At 63.1% G+C, this 17,163-nt stretch carries 15 protein-coding genes and 1 riboswitch; of the genes, 9 read left to right on the top strand and 6 right to left on the bottom strand.

Features of this window, described 5'->3' with window-relative positions:
• From DH10_RS09320 to DH10_RS09300, 5 genes are all read right to left on the bottom strand, one after another.
• Positions 1-513, bottom strand: coding sequence for a GtrA family protein (locus tag DH10_RS09320; protein WP_192243703.1), 513 nt, complete (start codon positions 511-513; stop codon positions 1-3).
• 5 nt (positions 514-518) lie between these two features.
• On the bottom strand, positions 519-1,469 hold the full coding sequence (locus tag DH10_RS09315) for a glycosyltransferase (RefSeq protein ID WP_312891179.1): 951 nt from the start codon (positions 1,467-1,469) through the stop codon (positions 519-521).
• Positions 1,470-1,505: 36 nt separating this feature from the next.
• Positions 1,506-2,726, bottom strand: a complete 1,221-nt coding sequence (locus DH10_RS09310) for a glycosyltransferase family 2 protein (protein WP_192243705.1) — start codon at positions 2,724-2,726, stop codon at positions 1,506-1,508.
• 317 nt (positions 2,727-3,043) lie between these two features.
• The gene (dnaE, locus tag DH10_RS09305; protein WP_192243707.1) at positions 3,044-6,568 is read right to left on the bottom strand and encodes a DNA polymerase III subunit alpha; all 3,525 of its coding nucleotides are present in this window, start codon (positions 6,566-6,568) and stop codon (positions 3,044-3,046) included.
• 117 nt (positions 6,569-6,685) lie between these two features.
• Positions 6,686-8,698 (bottom strand): acetyl-CoA carboxylase biotin carboxylase subunit, encoded by a 2,013-nt coding sequence (locus DH10_RS09300; protein ID WP_192243709.1) that lies wholly within the window; start codon positions 8,696-8,698, stop codon positions 6,686-6,688.
• Positions 8,699-8,963: 265 nt separating this feature from the next.
• On the opposite strand from DH10_RS09300, the gene DH10_RS09295 reads away from it, so the two are divergent.
• The 7 genes from DH10_RS09295 (at position 8,964) to DH10_RS09265 (ending at position 13,949) form a co-directional block, all read left to right on the top strand.
• Positions 8,964-10,091, top strand: coding sequence for an S-(hydroxymethyl)glutathione dehydrogenase/class III alcohol dehydrogenase (locus tag DH10_RS09295; protein ID WP_192243711.1), 1,128 nt, complete (start codon positions 8,964-8,966; stop codon positions 10,089-10,091).
• Positions 10,092-10,159: 68 nt separating this feature from the next.
• A complete protein-coding gene (gene gfa, locus DH10_RS09290) occupies positions 10,160-10,729 on the top strand; it encodes an S-(hydroxymethyl)glutathione synthase (protein WP_192384626.1) in 570 nt (189 codons plus the stop codon).
• A 65-nt stretch (positions 10,730-10,794) separates the two neighbouring features.
• Complete coding sequence (locus DH10_RS09285; RefSeq protein WP_192243715.1) at positions 10,795-11,262, top strand: YaiI/YqxD family protein; 468 nt, start codon at positions 10,795-10,797, stop codon at positions 11,260-11,262.
• 27 nt (positions 11,263-11,289) lie between these two features.
• Entirely contained in the window at positions 11,290-11,967 is a 678-nt protein-coding gene (locus tag DH10_RS09280; protein WP_192243717.1) for a DUF1345 domain-containing protein, read from the top strand.
• A 101-nt stretch (positions 11,968-12,068) separates the two neighbouring features.
• Positions 12,069-12,938, top strand: a complete 870-nt coding sequence (locus DH10_RS09275) for a cytochrome b/b6 domain-containing protein (RefSeq protein WP_192243719.1) — start codon at positions 12,069-12,071, stop codon at positions 12,936-12,938.
• Position 12,939: 1 nt separating this feature from the next.
• On the top strand, positions 12,940-13,749 hold the full coding sequence (locus tag DH10_RS09270) for a molybdopterin-binding protein (RefSeq protein ID WP_192243721.1): 810 nt from the start codon (positions 12,940-12,942) through the stop codon (positions 13,747-13,749).
• Positions 13,749-13,949 carry a hypothetical protein gene (locus tag DH10_RS09265; protein ID WP_192243723.1) on the top strand — a complete coding sequence of 67 codons (201 nt, stop codon included), beginning with the start codon at positions 13,749-13,751 and terminating at the stop codon, positions 13,947-13,949. Before DH10_RS09270 ends, DH10_RS09265 begins: the two co-directional genes overlap by 1 nt.
• A 259-nt stretch (positions 13,950-14,208) precedes the next feature.
• On the opposite strand, the gene DH10_RS36265 is transcribed toward DH10_RS09265, so the two are convergent.
• Positions 14,209-14,811 (bottom strand): DUF3011 domain-containing protein, encoded by a 603-nt coding sequence (locus tag DH10_RS36265; protein WP_210324964.1) that lies wholly within the window; start codon positions 14,809-14,811, stop codon positions 14,209-14,211.
• Positions 14,812-14,900: 89 nt separating this feature from the next.
• Between DH10_RS36265 and DH10_RS09250 the strand changes: the two genes are divergently transcribed.
• Both DH10_RS09250 and gcvT read left to right on the top strand, forming a co-directional pair.
• The gene (locus DH10_RS09250; protein ID WP_192243725.1) at positions 14,901-15,731 is read left to right on the top strand and encodes a transporter substrate-binding domain-containing protein; all 831 of its coding nucleotides are present in this window, start codon (positions 14,901-14,903) and stop codon (positions 15,729-15,731) included.
• A gap of 93 nt (positions 15,732-15,824) precedes the next feature.
• A riboswitch (glycine riboswitch) is annotated at positions 15,825-15,911 on the top strand.
• A gap of 150 nt (positions 15,912-16,061) precedes the next feature.
• Positions 16,062-17,162: a glycine cleavage system aminomethyltransferase GcvT gene (gene gcvT, locus DH10_RS09245; protein ID WP_192243727.1), complete on the top strand. Its 1,101-nt coding sequence runs from the start codon at positions 16,062-16,064 to the stop codon at positions 17,160-17,162.
• Position 17,163: the final 1 nt, after the last annotated feature.

Here is a 17,163-nt window from a genome sequence, read left to right as displayed (position 1 = left end):
TTATTCCTCGTTTCCTATTGAATGCTGTTTCGCCGGGCGGGAGGGTGCCGTTGGCACAGGTGCGAGCCGCAGATAGAACCGCGGAAGGATGGCCCAGTGCGCGGCGACAAAGTTCCACGCGAATAGAGCGACGGTGGCAATCGGAGTCGCAATTGCAACACTAAGACCGAGGCCGGAACACAGAACGATCATTATGGCTGTCGAGATCGGATAGGCTGCGGCCATGCCTCCTACGAAACGCGCGAATGCCTTCAAACGAAGAGGCTCGGCAAAGGTGAACCAGCTGTGCAGTGCGTATCCGAGGGGCGACACGGCCATGAATGAAACCACGGTGCCCAGCAGGTAATGCCCTCCCACTCTATCGACCGCAATCATGATGGCGTTGTGCGTGATGGCGCACACCAACCCCACCAGCATGTACCGCCACCCCCGTTCCAAAAGCGGTCGTTCGGGGGCAGCCGCATAGCGCTTCTGCTCCACCTGCTCGCCGGAGTTCATGGCAGGGCTGGGCATTGGCGTCAGAAAGCTCCTGTCAGTTTCGCGCGAAGCCGGCACACGACACGCTCACGCAACCGCGAGTCGCGCAAATAGCGCCTCATTCCGATCGGCCCGAGCGACAGCACGACACCAGCCGCACGAACCAAGCCCTTCAAGTTGCCGGCCGACGCGGCGGCCAGCGACACGTTGACGCTGATCGACGCCCTGGCGGCAGGCCCTATCCTGCGACGGCTCCTCGCTGGAAGCCGGGGCAGATGGCGCTCCAGCACAGTCTGCATTTGTGATCGGAACTCGCTCGCATCACGGGATCCGGTTACAGTCAGCGAACTGCCGTGAACCCGAAAGGCCGTCGTGATCTCGTCGTGATAGGTTACCGGTCCAGTACTGGCGAGCTTGGCCCATATGTCCCAATCCGCCGTGTACCAGAGTTTCTCATCCACCCCGCCGCACGCCAGCCATGCGCTTCGGCGGAATATCGGAGCGGGCACCGAGACAAAATTTTGCACCAGCAGCCGTTCCAGCAGGAATTCAGCTTCGAGCACCTCGTCAGCCGGCAAGGGACAGTTCCAACGCCCCATTCGACGGCCGTAGCGGTCGACGATAGCGGTCGGGGCCAGATGAAGCGCGGCTTCGGGCGCATCCGTGAGCCAGCGGCGAACGGCCTCGACGCGCCCTGGCAGCCACAAATCGTCGGATGGAAGTATGCAAACATGATCGGCGGCCGCCAGCTCGACGCCTAAGTTGGTCTTCGTCTGCCACTGTCCAAGGTCCCTTCGCTGAAGCAGCCGCAGGGGCAATCGGTGGACAAATCGCTCGACAACGGCCGCGGTGGCGCTCGTCGGACTGCTGTCGATAACGATTATCTCCAGGCCACCGGTCGGCTCGGCGACCAGCGAGTCAAGTGTCGCGCCAATCCATGCCGCTCCTTCGTGGACCGGTATGACGACGGACAGAAATGGCTTTTCGATCACGCAGCTACCTCTTCCGCTCGGAAGCCAGTCGAACAGTCAGAACGCACGCCTGCCGTCCAGGTTATCAAGCAGCAACTTGAGCACAAAGCCGGCCAGCACCATGGACATGCCGGCCACACAGGCGGTGGTGATCACAAAGGTCAGGTGCACCGACTGCTCCATCGGACCGCCGACAAAAATCCAATGCAGCGCCAGCAGCACGTCCGCGACAAAGCCGGCCAGCGCGAGCGCGCCACCGGAAAAGACCAGCCATTCCAACGGGCGGCCGCGCATCAGCCACGGCACGATTCGGCCCCCGTGGACCGGGTGATAGATAGCGATCGCCACCTTGGCCAGCATGCCGAAAAGGATCGCCGAAAGACCTATCAACGTCGCCATTGCCGAGAGCGCGACGAAGTGGATTCCGAAATACCACCCGCCGATCCGGACCGGTCCCGCGGCGAGTATCGCGAGGCCGGCGATGCCGGCCACCAGCAAGGTCACCCCCGGTATGAGATACATGGTGTTGGGCGCATGGGCCACGATCAGGCGCAGGTGTCGCCAACCGTCGCGGAACGAGCGCAGATGAGGCGGGCGGCCGCGCTTGTCCGGATAGAGCTTGATCGGCACCTCGCGGATCACCAGCCCGGCGCGGTGCGCATTGATGACCATCTCCGAAGCGAATTCCATGCCGGGCGAGCGCGCGCCCATCCTGCGGAACGCATCGCGGGTGAACCCGCGCATGCCGCAATGAAAATCGTGTATCGGAGAATGGTGGAGCCAGCGGGCAATCGTTGAAAGCACCGGATTGCCGAGATACCGATGCAGCGCAGGCATGGCGCCGGGCTCGATACCGCCCGCGAAGCGATCACCCATCACCAGTTCGGCACCGTCCTCCAGCGCGTCGATGAAATCGCCGAGGCTGCTCCAGTCGTAGGAATCGTCCGCATCCGCCATGATGAGGTACTTGCCCCGCGCAGCTTCAGCCGCCGCGCTGATCGCCGCGCCATATCCCTTGACCCGTTGGTGCACGACGCGCGCGCCGAGGGACTCGGCAATCTCGACTGACCGGTCGCTTGACCCATTGTCTCCGACGACGACCTCGCCCTTGATGCCCCGCTTTGCAAAGACGTCGAGTGCCTTGCGGATGCAGATGCCGAGCGTGCGCTCTTCGTTAAGGCAAGGGATAATGGCCGACACGAGCGGTGCCCCCGCATCATCGGCGTGTTGCCCATCGAGATCAGTCTGGACTATCGCGAAATTCGACTTGTCGACCATAGTGCCCCGTTCCTGCCCAATCGTCGCCTTGCTGACGACCTAGGCACACGCCCCCAACACTTCCGCAGCCTAGCTGCGACATTAGCAAGAACAAGTTAGTCAAAGATATACAGAACCATACGCCGTTGAGCGAATGACGTGGTTTGGCGAGTATTGGGCGGGCGTTATTATGCTCTCGTCGTAAGCCCAGCGCATCCGGATTTGCCGACGTGGCTAGTCGCTGGCGTCACACTACGGCGGCGCTTCAAAAAATCCATCCGGGTCGTTGCTCAAGCCTAGATGAATTTCGGTGGCTTTTAGCACTTCGGAGATCATACCTATACCAGTTCCACTTCCACAACGCCCTGCACCGCGCGCATGGCAGATGCGATTTGCGGCGAGACGCGGTAACGACCCAGATCGATCTCGACCTCGCCCTGCGCCTCTCCCTTAAGCACGATAATGCTAACCTGACTGTCGCCACGCTGTTTAAGCTGTGATTGAATGGTAGAAGATGGGCGATCATCTCTGACAAAGATGCGCAGTGCCTTCTGAATGCGACTGGCTTCATCATCCAGCGATTGCACCGAGTTAATACGCAGATTGACGCCCTCGGGTCGGTCCTCAGCCGCAACGGTGATCACCACCGAGTTGCCAGGCTCCAGCATATCGCGAAATTGCGCCAAGCCTTCGGAAAACAGAACCGCCTCATACTGTCCTGTCGTATCGGAAAACTGAACTACACCCATCTTGTTGCCCGTCCGGGTCTTGCGTTCCTGTTTGGAAGTAACCGTTCCCGCAAGCCGCCCATTGGTCGCGCCGCGCTTAACGCCTGCGGCGAATTCCGCCCAGCTCTGCACTCGCATCTTCTGGAGTGCTGCCTTGTATTCGTCGAGCGGATGCGCCGAGAGATAGAAGCCAACCACCTGGAATTCGCGGTGCAGCCGGTCGGCGGCAAGCCAGGGATCGGTTGCCGGCAGGTTGAGCGCCTGTGATTGCGCGCCGAGCGATGCACCAAAGATGTCGGCCTGGCCGGAGATCGCGTTTTGCTGCGCTAGCGAGGCCAGCCCCATCATCCGCTCGACGCCGGCCATCATCACGGCGCGGTCATGCCCGAAGCAGTCCAGCGCGCCGGCCATGATCAGGCTTTCGAAGACGCGCTTGCCGACGATCTTCGGATCGACCCGCTCGCAAAAATCGGCAAGGTTTTTGAACGGCTTCTCGCCGCGCTTCTCGACGATATGCTCGACCGCCGCGTCGCCGACGCCTTTGAGCGCCGCAAGCGAATAGAAGATCTTGTTCTCGCCGACCTCGAAGGGGCGGAAGCTGGACATCACCGAGGGCGCCAGCACCTCGATGCCGAGGCGGAGCGCGTCCTGGCGGAAATCGGCAAGCTTATCGGTATTGCTCATGTCGAGCGTCATCGACGCCGCCAGGAACTCGACCGGGTAGTGCGCCTTGAGATAGGCCGTCTGGTAAGAAACGACGGCGTAGGCGGCGGCGTGCGACTTGTTGAAGCCGTAGTCGGCGAATTTGGCCAAAAGGTCGAAGATGAAATCGGCCTGCGGCTTGCCGACGCCGCGCTCCACCGCGCCCGAGACGAAGCGCTCGCGCTGCTTGTCCATCTCGGCGCGGATTTTCTTGCCCATGGCGCGGCGCAGGAGATCGGCTTCGCCGAGCGAATAGCCGGCAAGCTCCTGCGCGATCTGCATCACCTGTTCCTGGTAGACGATGACGCCTTGCGTCTCCTTCACCAGATGATCGATCTTGGGATGGATCGAGGCCATCTCCTCCTCGCCATGCTTTCTGGCGTTGTAGGTCGGGATGTTCTCCATCGGGCCGGGGCGGTAGAGGGCGACCAGCGCGATGATGTCCTCGATGCAGTCCGGCCGCATGCCGATCAGCGCCTTGCGCATGCCGGCACTTTCAACCTGGAACACGCCGACCACCTCGCCGCGCGACAGCATGGAGTAGGTATCGGGATCGTCGAGCGGTATGCGGGCAAGATCGATGTCGACACCCCGCCGCCGGATCAGCTTCACCGCCGTTTCCAGCACCGTCAGCGTCTTCAGGCCGAGGAAGTCGAATTTTACGAGCCCCGCCTGCTCGACATATTTCATGTTGAACTGGGTGACCTGCATGTCCGAGCGCGGATCGCGGTACATCGGCACCAGTTCCGACAGCGGCCGGTCGCCGATGACGATGCCGGCGGCATGCGTCGAGGCGTGGCGATAGAGGCCTTCGAGCTTCTGCGCCGTGTCGAGCAGCGTCTGCACGATCGGCTCCTTTTCCGCCTCCTCGGCGAAGCGCGGCTCGTTGGCGATCGCATCCGCCAGCTTGACCGGATTGGCCGGGTTCTGCGGCACCATCTTGGAGAGCTTGTCGACCTGGCCGTAAGGCATCTGCAGCACGCGGCCGACGTCGCGCAACACGGCGCGCGCCTGCAGCGTACCGAAGGTGATGATCTGCCCCACCTGGTCGCGGCCGTATTTCTGCTGGACGTAGCGGATGACCTCCTCGCGCCGGTCCTGGCAGAAGTCGATGTCGAAGTCGGGCATCGAGACGCGGTCCGGATTGAGGAAGCGTTCGAACAGCAGCGAGAAGCGCAGCGGGTCGATGTCGGTGATGGTTGTCGAGTAGGCGACCAGCGAGCCGGCGCCCGAACCGCGTCCCGGCCCGACCGGGATGCCTTGCGCCTTTGCCCATTTGATGAAGTCGGCAACGATCAGGAAGTAGCCGGGGAACTTCATCTTCTCGATGATGCCGAGCTCGAATTCGAGCCGCTCGCGATACTGCTCGATCGTATAGCCGGGCGTCGGCCCGTGCTTGGCAAGTCGCGCCTCCAGGCCTTCGCGTGCCTGGCGCGCGAGTTCCGCGGCTTCCGCCTTCTCGGCCGCATCCTTGTCGGCGGCGTCGGCTCCGGTGAAGCGCGGCAGGATCGGGCTGCGGTTCTTGGGATAGTAGGAGCAGCGCATCGCGATCTCGACAGTGTTGTCGATCGCTTCCGGCAGGTCCGAGTACAGCCGCGCCATCTCCGCTTGGCTGCGCAGGAAATTGTCCGGCGAAAGCCGCCGGCGGTTGTCGGCGGCCACCACCGAGCCTTCGGCAATCGCAATCAGCGCGTCATGCGCCTCGTAATCTTCGCGCTTGGAGAAGAAGGCCTCGTTGGTGGCGACCAGCGGCAGTTCGTGGCTGTAGGCAAGGTCGACCGTCGACTTTTCGACCATGCGGTCATAGCCGGCGATCCGTTCCAGTTCGACGTAGAGACGGTCTCCGAACAGGCCTTTGAGGAAGAGCAGCCGCTGCTCGGCGAGGTCGCGGCGATCCGCCTTAAGCGCGCTGCCGATCGGGCCGCGCGGTCCGCCGGTCAGGCAGATCAAGCCATCGCAACGGCCTTCAAGCATCGCGCTGGTCAGATGCACCGGATCGCCGGGCGGCGTCTCCAGATAGACCTTGCTGATCAGCCGGACCAGATTGGCATAACCCGCCTCGCTGGCGGCGATCAGCACGATCGGCGACATCTCGGGACCGTGCCGGCGGCGGTCGCGCTGGGCATCGCTGGCTTCGCCGGAAAAGGCGAGATCGACCTGACAGCCGATGATCGGCTGGATACCGTCCTTCACCGCCTTCTGGGCGAATTCGAGCGCGCCGAACAGATTGTTGGTGTCGGTCACCGCGATCGCCGGCGCTTCGTCCTTGACCGCGTGCCCGACGATCGCGCCGAGCTGCAGAGCGCCCTCGAGCAGCGAATAGGCCGAATGCACGCGCAGATGGATAAACGTCCGCGCCGACGCTTCCGGCCGCGCGGCCTTCACGGCTGCTTCGCGCTGCAACGGGTCGCGTGGAAGTCGTTCATCCGCCATGTTTTTTCGCGCTATCCCAAGGACTCATCTGTGCTGATGTATTGTCCCGGACGGAGCGATGCCAGTCCAGCACAATCGGTCGCGGACCACAGGCTTTCGACCCCTTGCCGCCAATGCTCAGGCGAATTCCATGATCACCGCATCCACCGCCAGGCTGTCGCCCGGTTTGGCGTTGAGCTTCGCCACGGTGAGGTCGCGCTCGGCGCGAAGCACGTTTTCCATCTTCATCGCCTCGACCACGGCCAGCGTCTCGCCGGCCTTGACCTCCTGCCCTTCCGCGACGGCGATCGACACGACGAGGCCAGGCATCGGGCAGAGCAGCATTTTCGAAGTATCCGGCGGCAGCTTCTCCGGCATCAGCCTTTCAAGCTCCGCCGTACGCGGCAGCATGGCTTGAGCCGTCACCGACATGCCCTTCCAGGCGATACGAAAACCGTTCGGCACCGGCCGGACCTGCGCCGCGATCCGGCTGCCGCCGACCGTGCCGTGCCAGATCGCGTCGCCGGGTCGCCAGTCGGAGGCGACCGTCAGCGGCTTGCCGCCATCGATCGACAGATCGACCTCCATCGGGATCGAAACCATGCCGTCGACGATGCCGGTGGCAAGATAGTCCGTGCCGAGCTTCACCACCCAGTCGCGCTTGAGATGGCCGGAATGCGGCGCCAGCCGTCCGCTGAGGCGGTCGAGCCGGTCCCGGCGCAGCAGCTCGATCGCGGTGGCGATCGCGGCGAATACCGCCCTCTCCTCGCCATCCGGTTCTACCGGCGCGAAACCGTCCGGATATTCCTCCGCGATGAAGCCGGTCGAAAGCCGCCCCTCACGCCAGCGCGGATGCTGCATCAGCGCCGCCAGGAACGGGATGTTGTGCTCGATGCCGTCGACCACGAAGCTGTCCAGAGCTTCGGACATGGCATCGATCGCCTCCAGCCTCGTCGGCGCCCAGGTGCAGAGCTTTGCCACCATCGGATCGTAGAACATCGATATCTCGGAGCCTTCAGCGACGCCGGTGTCGTTGCGGATCACGATGTCGCCGAATGCGCCCTCTTGCGGCGGCCGGTAACGCGTCAGCCGGCCGATTGACGGCAGGAAGTTGCGGAAAGGGTCTTCGGCATAGAGGCGGCTTTCCACCGCCCAGCCGTTGAGCTTCACGTCGCTCTGCTTGATGCAGAGCTTTTCGCCAGCGGCAATGCGGATCATCTGCTCGACTAGGTCGATGCCGGTGACGAGCTCGGTCACCGGATGCTCGACCTGCAATCTCGTATTCATTTCAAGGAAATAGAAGTTCTTGTCCTTGTCGACGATGAACTCGACCGTGCCGGCGCTCTGGTAGTCGACGGCTTTTGCCAGCGCCACTGCCTGCTCGCCCATGGCCTTGCGCGTCTTGGCGTCGAGGAATGGCGACGGCGCCTCTTCGACCACCTTCTGGTTGCGGCGCTGGATCGAGCATTCGCGCTCGCCGAGATGGAGCGCATTGCCATGCGCGTCGGCCAGCACCTGGATCTCGATATGGCGCGGATCGACGACGAATTTCTCGATGAAGACCCGGTCGTCGCCGAACGAGCTTTTCGCTTCCGAACGCGCGCGCTCGAAGCCGTCGCGCACTTCCGTCTTGCTCCAGGCGATGCGCATGCCCTTGCCGCCGCCGCCGGCCGAGGCCTTGATCATGACCGGGTAGCCGATCTCGCCGGCGATCCTTTCGGCATGGTCGGCGTTCTCGATGACGCCGAGCCAGCCGGGCACGGTCGAGACCTTGGCCTGGTTGGCGAATTTCTTCGATTCGATTTTGTCGCCCATCGCGCGGATGGCCTTGGGCTTCGGCCCGATGAAGACGATGCCTTCCTTTTCCAGCGCCTCGCAGAAGGAGGCGCGCTCGGACAGGAAGCCATAGCCTGGATGCACCGCCTCGGCGCCGGTCTCCTTGCAGGCGGCGATGATCTTCTTTGCGACGAGATAGCTCTGCGCGGCGGGCGACGGGCCGATATGCACGGCTTCGGCGGCCATTTCGACATGCATGGCATCGCGATCGGCGTCGGAATAGACCGCGACCGTGGCGATCCCCATCTTGCGCGCGGTCTTGATCACGCGACAGGCGATCTCGCCGCGATTGGCGATCAGGATCTTCTTGAACATTCGGATGTTGTCCTCCGGCGAAGCCGCCCAGTTCTATGGACAATTCCGGCGCGTCTCAAGTGTCTGGGCCCCCCTGCTCTCGGCGCCTGACACCGATTGCAGAAACCGCGCCGAAAAACGTCGCAACAGACGTTGGCCCCTACCTCGGAACCCGATAAGGTATTCGCGGGCGCATGATAAACGGCAGGCTGGTGCTAGCCTCGCCGGGCAGGCTTGGCAGCCCGCCAAAGCTGAAACTTGAAGATTGCCATGGGAGGAATGCCTCATGAAAACGCGTGCCGCAGTCGCTGTTGGCGCCGGAAAGCCGCTGGAGATCATGGAGGTGGACCTCGAAGGCCCGCGCGAGGGCGAGGTCCTGGTCGAAGTGAAGGCGACCGGCATCTGCCACACCGACGAGTTCACGCTCTCGGGCGCCGACCCGGAAGGCATCTTTCCGGCCATCCTCGGCCATGAGGGCGCCGGCATCGTCATCGATGTCGGCAAGGGCGTCACCTCGGTCAGGAAGGGCGACCACGTCATCCCGCTCTACACGCCCGAGTGCCGGCAGTGCCCGTCGTGTCTGTCGAGGAAGACCAATCTGTGCACCGCCATCCGCGCCACCCAGGGGCAAGGCCTGATGCCCGACGGCACCTCGCGCTTCTCGGTCGGCGGCGAAAAGCTATTCCACTATATGGGCTGCTCGACCTTCTCCAACTTCACCGTGCTGCCCGAGATCGCGGTCGCCAAGGTCAATCCCGACGCCCCCTTCGACAAGATCTGCTACATCGGCTGCGGCGTGACCACCGGCATCGGCGCGGTCATCAACACGGCCAAGGTCGAGCAAGGTGCGACGGCGGTCGTCTTCGGCCTCGGCGGCATCGGCCTCAACGTCATCCAGGGTCTTCGCCTTGCCGGCGCCGACATGATCATCGGCGTCGACTTGAACAACGACAAGAAGGCCTGGGGCGAGAAGTTCGGCATGACGCATTTCGTCAATCCGAAGGAGATCGACGGCGACATCGTGCCGTACCTGGTCAACATGACCAAGCGCGGCGCCGACCAGATCGGCGGCGCCGACTACACCTTCGACTGCACCGGCAACACCAAGGTGATGCGCCAGGCGCTGGAAGCCTCGCATCGCGGCTGGGGCAAGTCGGTCATCATCGGGGTTGCCGGCGCCGGCCAGGAGATTGCGACCAGACCGTTCCAGCTGGTCACCGGCCGCACCTGGATGGGCACCGCCTTCGGCGGCGCGCGCGGCCGCACCGACGTGCCCAGGATCGTCGACTGGTACATGGAGAAGAAGATCCAGATCGACCCGATGATCACCCATACGCTGAAGCTCGAAGACATCAACAAGGGCTTCGACCTCATGCATGAGGGCAAGTCGATCCGGAGCGTCGTGGTTTACTGAAGCAATGCCGCAAAGGCCGCAGGCCGGAAGGCCTGCGACCTCTGTGGTCAACATGGGAGGAAGGACGAATGGCGGAAAAACTGCATCCGAAGATCGATAACGGCCTGCCGAAGGAAAGCGCGAGCTTCTCGGGCGGCACGCTGGTCTGTGCCTGCACCAGCAACCCGGTGAAGGTGAAGGTCAAGGGCCAGATCGCCCACAACCACGCCTGCGGCTGCACCAAATGCTGGAAGCCAGAAGGCGCTATCTTCTCGGTGGTTGCCGTTGCCGGCACAAGCGACGTCACCGTCACCGAGAATGGCGACAAGCTGAAGGTGGTCGACCCGGCAGCGCTGATCCTGCGCCACGCCTGCACCGGCTGCGGCGTGCACATGTATGGCCCAGTCGAGCGCGACCATCCCTTCAAGGGCCTGTCCTTCATCCATCCCGAGCGCTTCGAGGAGGATGGCTGGTCGCCGCCGGGCTTCGCCGCGTTTGTGTCGTCGATCATCGAATCCGGCGTCGATCCGAGCCGCATGGCCGGCATCCGCGGCCAGTTGAAGTCGATCGGGCTCGAACCCTATGACTGCCTCAACCCCGGCCTGATGGACTACATCGCCACCTGGACGGCGAAGAAGTCGGGAGCCCTGGCGGCCTGACAAATCCTGCGATTTCTGCCATGGGGCTGGCCGACACGCCGGCCCCATGTTCGTTTGGAGAGACGATGCCCGCACCCGTCATCTACGTCGATGCCGACGCCTGCCCGGTCAAGGCCGAGGTCGAGAAAGTGGCGGAACGTCACGGCATTGTCGTCACCTATGTCTCCAATGGCGGGCTGCGGCCGTCGCGCGATCCTATGATCCGCAATGTCGTCGTCTCCAAGGGCGCGGATGCGGCGGACGACTGGATCGTCGAGAACGCGAGGGCGAACGACGTCGTGGTGACGGCCGATATCCCGCTCGCCGCGCGCACGGTGGCGCTCGGCGCGCATGTGCTGGGACCCACAGGCCGTCCCTTCACGCGAGAGACCATCGGCATGGCAGTCGCGATGCGCGATCTCAAGCAACATCTGCGCGAGACCGGCGAGAGCCGCGGCTTCAACGCGGCCTTCACGCAGAAGGACAGGTCGAACTTCCTCGGCGAGCTCGACCGCATCTTGCGGCGGGCGTTGAAATCCGTCACACCGGACTGATCCGAACGCCCTTTTCGAGGCCGGGCCATGGGTGACGATACATCCGTCGACACGCCGATGCATCGGCACATGCAGTTCGCTTTGGCCGCAGCCTTCGGCATCGTCGCGCTGCTTCTTGCACTGCTTTTGCGAGCGCCGCTTCCCTACTCGATCGGCGCCAACGTGTTCTTTGCGACTTTCATCATTCTGGTCCTTGCCCTGATGCCGAGGCTTACCGGCCGCTACCTCAGCAAGAACGCGCGCGCCACCGACCTTCCGGTGCTGCTGATCTTCGCCGTCACGCTCTTTGTCGTGGGCATCGCCATCGGCTCGCTGTTTCAGCTCATCAACCAAAAGGATGCCACGCATCCGCTGGAGATCCTGTTCGCGATGCTGTCGATCCCGCTCGGCTGGTTCACCATCCACGCCATGGCGGCGCTGCATTATGCGCATGTCTATTGGATGGATGGCGTCGAGGTCGACGAGAAAGCCAACAGGAAGATGCCGGTCGGCGGCCTTGATTTCCCCGGCGACAAAAGGCCGGAAGGCTGGGATTTCCTCTATTTCTCGACGGTCATCGGCATGACCGCGCAGACGTCCGACACTGCGGTCACCACCTCGCACATGCGCCAGGTCGTGCTCATCCATTCGATCCTGACCTTCTTCTTCAACACGGTGATCGTTGCCGCGGCGGTCAACCTCGCGGTCAGCCTGGGTGCCCCGTAATAAATCCGTGATCGCATGAAACATTGCCTTGCGCAGCGACGTATTGGGGGAAAGACAATGATCTGAAAGAGCCGTGCCGGGTGGCGCGGCTGGAGGACGGAATGGATTCTGCTGCCACAAGCCAAACCGCCGAAGCGGACACGAAGAACGCAACGCTGATCTACCGGCAGTCGCGCTGGACGCGCCTGACCCACTGGATCTGGGCCTTCTCGCTGTTCTTCATGCTGCTTTCGGGCCTGCAGATCTTCAACGCGCGTCCCCAACTCTATATCGGCAAGCAGTCCGGCTTCGGGTTCAACAATACGATCCTCCAAATCGGCGCGGAGAACACCGACAACGGACCGCGCGGCTTCACCGAAATCTTCGGCTATCGCTTCGACACCACCGGCGTGCTCGGCTGGTCCGGCCCTCCTGGTCAGGAGACGCCGCGCGCCTTCCCGGCCTGGGCGACGATCCCCTCCTATTACGACCTCGGCACAGCGCGCGTCGTGCACTTCTTCTTCGCGTGGGTGCTCTCGGCCACCTTGCTGGTCTGGCTGATCGCCGGCCTCGTCAACGGCCATATCCGTCGCGATCTGGCGCCGCGCGTCGAGGATCTGCGCAAGCTGCCGCGTGACATCGTCGACCATGCGAAGCTGAAATTCCACCACACGCGCGAATACAACACGCTGCAGAAAATGGCCTATGGCGGCGTACTCTTCGTGCTGTTGCCGCTGATGATCATCACCGGGCTTGCGATGTCGCCGAGCATGAATTCGGTGCTTCCCTGGCTTAATGAAATCCTGGGCGGCCGGCAGACGGCGCGCACCATCCACTTCACCGTCATGGTGCTGCTCGTCCTCTTTTTCATCATCCACATGCTGATGATCGTGGCAGCGGGTCCGATCAACGAGTTGCGCTCGATCATCACCGGTTGGTACCGCACCGACCCGCCCGCGAAGCACGACCAGGCAACCGAGAGGAGCGCCTGACATGGCAAAATTCCAGATCAGCCCCAAGTTTCAGATGAGCCGAAGAAAGTTCCTCACCTCGGCCAGCCTCGGCCTGTCCGGCATCGCGCTGTCGGGCTGCGACGCCTTCGACAGCGGCCTTGGCATCGGCGGCGGATTGCGCAGCTTTCTCGAAAACGCCAACGGCCTGACCTGGCGCGCGCAGCGCCTGCTTGCCGGCCGCGATGCGCTGGCGCCGGAATTCACCGAGGCCGACATCCGCCAGCCGCAGCGGCCGAACGGCGTCACCGCGCCCGACGACGACACCTACAAGGGTCTTCTCACCAACAATTTCGCCGACTGGCGCCTGGAGGTTACCGGCCTCGTCGAAAAACCGCTGTCGCTCACTCGCGAACAGCTCCAGAACATGCCGAGCCGAACCCAGATCACCCGCCACGACTGCGTCGAAGGCTGGAGCTGCATCGCCAAATGGACCGGCACGCCGCTGGCGCTGGTGCTCGACCAGGCGGTCGTCAAGCCTGAGGCGCGTTATGTCATGTTCCACTGCCTCGACACGATCGAGCAAAGCCTGTCGGGCGACATCAAATATTACGGCAGCATAGACCTCATCGATGCCCGCCACCCGCAGACGATCCTGGCCTATGGCGTGAACGGCAAGCCGCTGCCAGTCGAGAACGGCGCGCCGCTGCGGGTGCGGGTCGAGCGCCAGCTCGGCTACAAGATGCCGAAATATCTCTACAAAATAGAGCTGATCGACAGCTTCACCGCTATCGGGGGCGGCCGCGGCGGCTATTGGGAGGACAATGGCTACGACTGGTACGGCGGGATTTGATGCCCCCTCGCCTGCTGGCCGAGCATGATCTGGCGCCGACCGAACTCGATGCCATTGAGGAGCGCTTAAACGGGGACAACCGGCGCCTTGTCGGCCGCAACGACGACCGGAACCTGGTCTTTGCGTTGCGAGACGGAAATGGATGCGCCGTCGGCATCGCGCTGGTTATTCCTGGGCGGGGATCGCCGAGCTTAAGCTGATGTGGGTCGAGGAAACCTGCCGAGGTGTCGGCCACGGCAGGAAGCTGCTTGATGCTTTTGTCTCCGAGGCGGCCGCTCGTGGCGCGTGGCGCGTGTGGGTCTCGACCTGGCCTCTACGAAAAGGCCGGCTTCCAGCGCATGGCCGAACTCGCCGGGTGGCCCGAAGGCCATTCCAACATCATCCTTTGCAAGACGACGGCTCCCAATAGGCAACGGCCGGACGCGTCCGGCGTTCAGCATGCAGGCCTTGGCGACGCGATCATTCGTCCGAACTATCGAAAGTGGTTTGACCGGGCTCAGGTGGGGCGTCCTGCGTGTCGTCCGGATTATCCACCATACAGCCGACGCCGTGGCATCCCTGATAGTTGCCGTGGGTATCGAAATTGGGATTGCCGTCCTTGTCGAATTGCGGCGTCGGATCGATCCACCGATCGTCGCGCCGCGGCTTGGGCCTCGGATAGTAATTGTCCGAATGGTGGCCGTGCTGGTTGTTGTTGTCGAGGATCGCGCCGACAATGCCCCCGACAATGATCGCCGCCGCCGCATCGCCGGGAGACGGCCTGCGGCCGGAGCCGGCGACCAGGAATTCCGCCGAGCAGCCATTGTCGACCCAGATGCCGCCGCCGTCATAGCCCCAGCTTCTGCCGTACTGGCAACGCGACTTCGACAGCCGGTTGGTCAATTGCACGCCGCCGCGCGTGTCGACCCCGCAATAGGAGTAGCGATAATCCGCGCTGGAGCAGACCACGCGTTTGGGGCCTGCCGCCTGCGCGGCATCGGGCAGAAGCGATAGTTTTGCCGGATTGCCGAAAGCGCAGGCCAGAAACATGATCGAACCGGTAACCGCCATCCGCGTCGACATTTGCAAGTCTCCATCAGGCTCCGCTATCGACAGAATGGCACCTCTGTGTAAATCTGACAACCAGAGGGGCCAGCAGCGAGGTTATATTCATGCGCGCTAAGATAATTGCCGCGATTATACTTGCTCTTTCTGCCTGGTTTACCCTCTTGCCGGCCCGCGCTGACGACAGTCTCAAACGCGTCATTGATCAGAAGACGCTGACGGTCGGGGTCGCAATCAATCCGCCCTGGATCCTCAAAAAGGCCGATGGCAAATTCGCGGGCTACGACGTCGATCTCACCAATGCGCTTGCCTCGGATCTCGGCGTTGAGCTGAAGCTGATCGAGGTGCCGTGGAACGACCTCAAACAGCGGCTGCTCAAGGGCGACTTCGACCTGATCGCGGCCGGCTATGCCAACACGCCAGAGCGTGCCCGCGAGGTCGTGTTCTCCAACCCCACGGGCGCCGCCGACATTCGCATGGTTGCCTCCATCGCCAGCCTCGGCAAACGGCCGGGCAAGGCGCTGACGGCGCCCGGTTATAAGATCGCCGTGCTTTCCAATTCCACCGACGAGGCGGCGACGAAGGAGGCGTTGCCGAAGGCGAACATCGTTTCGTTCGACAACACCGCCGACGTCCTTGCCGCTCTCATCGGCGGCAATGCGCAAGCCATGGTGGCTACATCGCCGACGCCGCAAATGGCAGCCAGGCTTTATGACGCGAAATTCAAGCTGGTAGGCGGCCCGTTGCTGCGCACGCCGGAAGCCTTTGCCCTGCGCCCCGACGATGTCCGCCTCGTCCAGTACGTCAACAATTGGATCGGCGCGCGCACCGCCGACGGCACAATCGCGGGCGTGCGCCGCTACTGGTTTGGCGGCTTCAAGTGGATGTCGCGCTTCGACACCGGCGCCAAGCCGGAACATGCCAAGCCGAAGCAGTAGCCTCAAGCCACCTTGTTTGGATGTCGCGGGGAGGTGACAAGGTGTCGCCGACGGGCTATGGATGGCGCGTCGAGGATTCAGGTGACTGAGTCCTACCTGTTTGCGGGAGAGAACAGCAAAAGCTGTCGCCGAAGGGGAAATCGCCCGAAATCTCTCAGGCAAAAGAACCGTGGACGGGAAAGACAACTCTGGAAAGTCGGGAATCTTCCCGCGCCGAAGGTGTAAGCGCTGCCGACAGAGTTACGGGGCGCGAGTCTCTCAGGCTTCAGACAGAGGGGCACGGACTGGACCGCCAATGGCGGTCGAATCGCGTGCGACTCTGGAGAAGACATGACGGGCGAAGACACCAAACACCTACCCCTCGAGGGTTTGCACCACGCCGCTGGCGCGCGTTTCGGCGCGTTCGCCGGCTGGTCGATGCCGCTGACCTATCCGGCGGGCGTGATGAAGGAGCACCTTCACACGCGCGAGCATGCCGGCCTCTTCGACATCTCGCATATGAAGCTGTTCGAGGTCAGCGGTCCGGATGCTGCGGCGCTGCTGAACCGCGCCTGCCCGCTTGACGCCGGCGCGCTGGAAATCTCTCAGTCCAAATACACCCTCTTCCTCAACGAGGCGGCAGGCATCATCGACGACCTGATCGTCACCCGGCTCGGCGACAACCGCTTCATGGTGGTGGCCAATGCCGGCAACGCTGTCGAGGACGAAAAGCATCTTCACGCGCTGGCCGCGGATTTCGACGCAAGGGTGGAACCGCTTGATCGGGTTTTCCTGGCGATCCAGGGACCGGATGCCTGGGCGGCCCTTGCGCGGGCTGGCATCGAAACCGGCTCGCTGCTGTTCATGCATGGTATCGAGCCCCGGCAAAATTGGTTCATGAGCCGCTCCGGCTATACTGGCGAGGACGGTTTCGAGATCGGGCTGCCCGAGGCGGACGCCCGCGATCTCGTCGCGAAGCTGCTGCAGGACGAGCGCGTGCAATGGATCGGCCTCGCCGCCCGCGATAGCCTGCGCCTCGAGGCCGGGCTTTGCCTTCACGGCCATGATCTGACACCCGAGATCGACCCGGCGAGCGCCGGTTTGATGTGGGCGATCCCCAAGGAGGTCCGCGCCTCCGGTCATTTCATCGGCGCCGACGCGTTGCGCTCGATCCTCGAGCGCGGTCCGTCGCAGAAGCGCGTCGGCCTGAAGCCCGATGGTCGCCAGCCGGTGCGCGCAGACGCGGCGCTGATCGACACCGACGGCAATCCGGCCGGCCACGTCACCTCGGGCGGCTTCGGCCCCTCGACGGGCCACCCGGTGGCCATGGGCTACGTCAACACCGCGCTGGCCAAACCCGGCACCAGACTGTTCGCCGATGTCCGCGGGACCAAAATCCCCGTCGACGTCACATCGCTCCCCTTCACGCCACATCGCTACCGCAAAGGATGAA

It is taken from the genome of Mesorhizobium silamurunense (assembly GCF_014843825.1).
GTDB lineage: Bacteria > Pseudomonadota > Alphaproteobacteria > Rhizobiales > Rhizobiaceae > Mesorhizobium > Mesorhizobium silamurunense.
The sequence above is the reverse complement of the archived record's forward strand: the minus strand, read 5'-3'. Positions and strand labels throughout refer to the sequence as shown.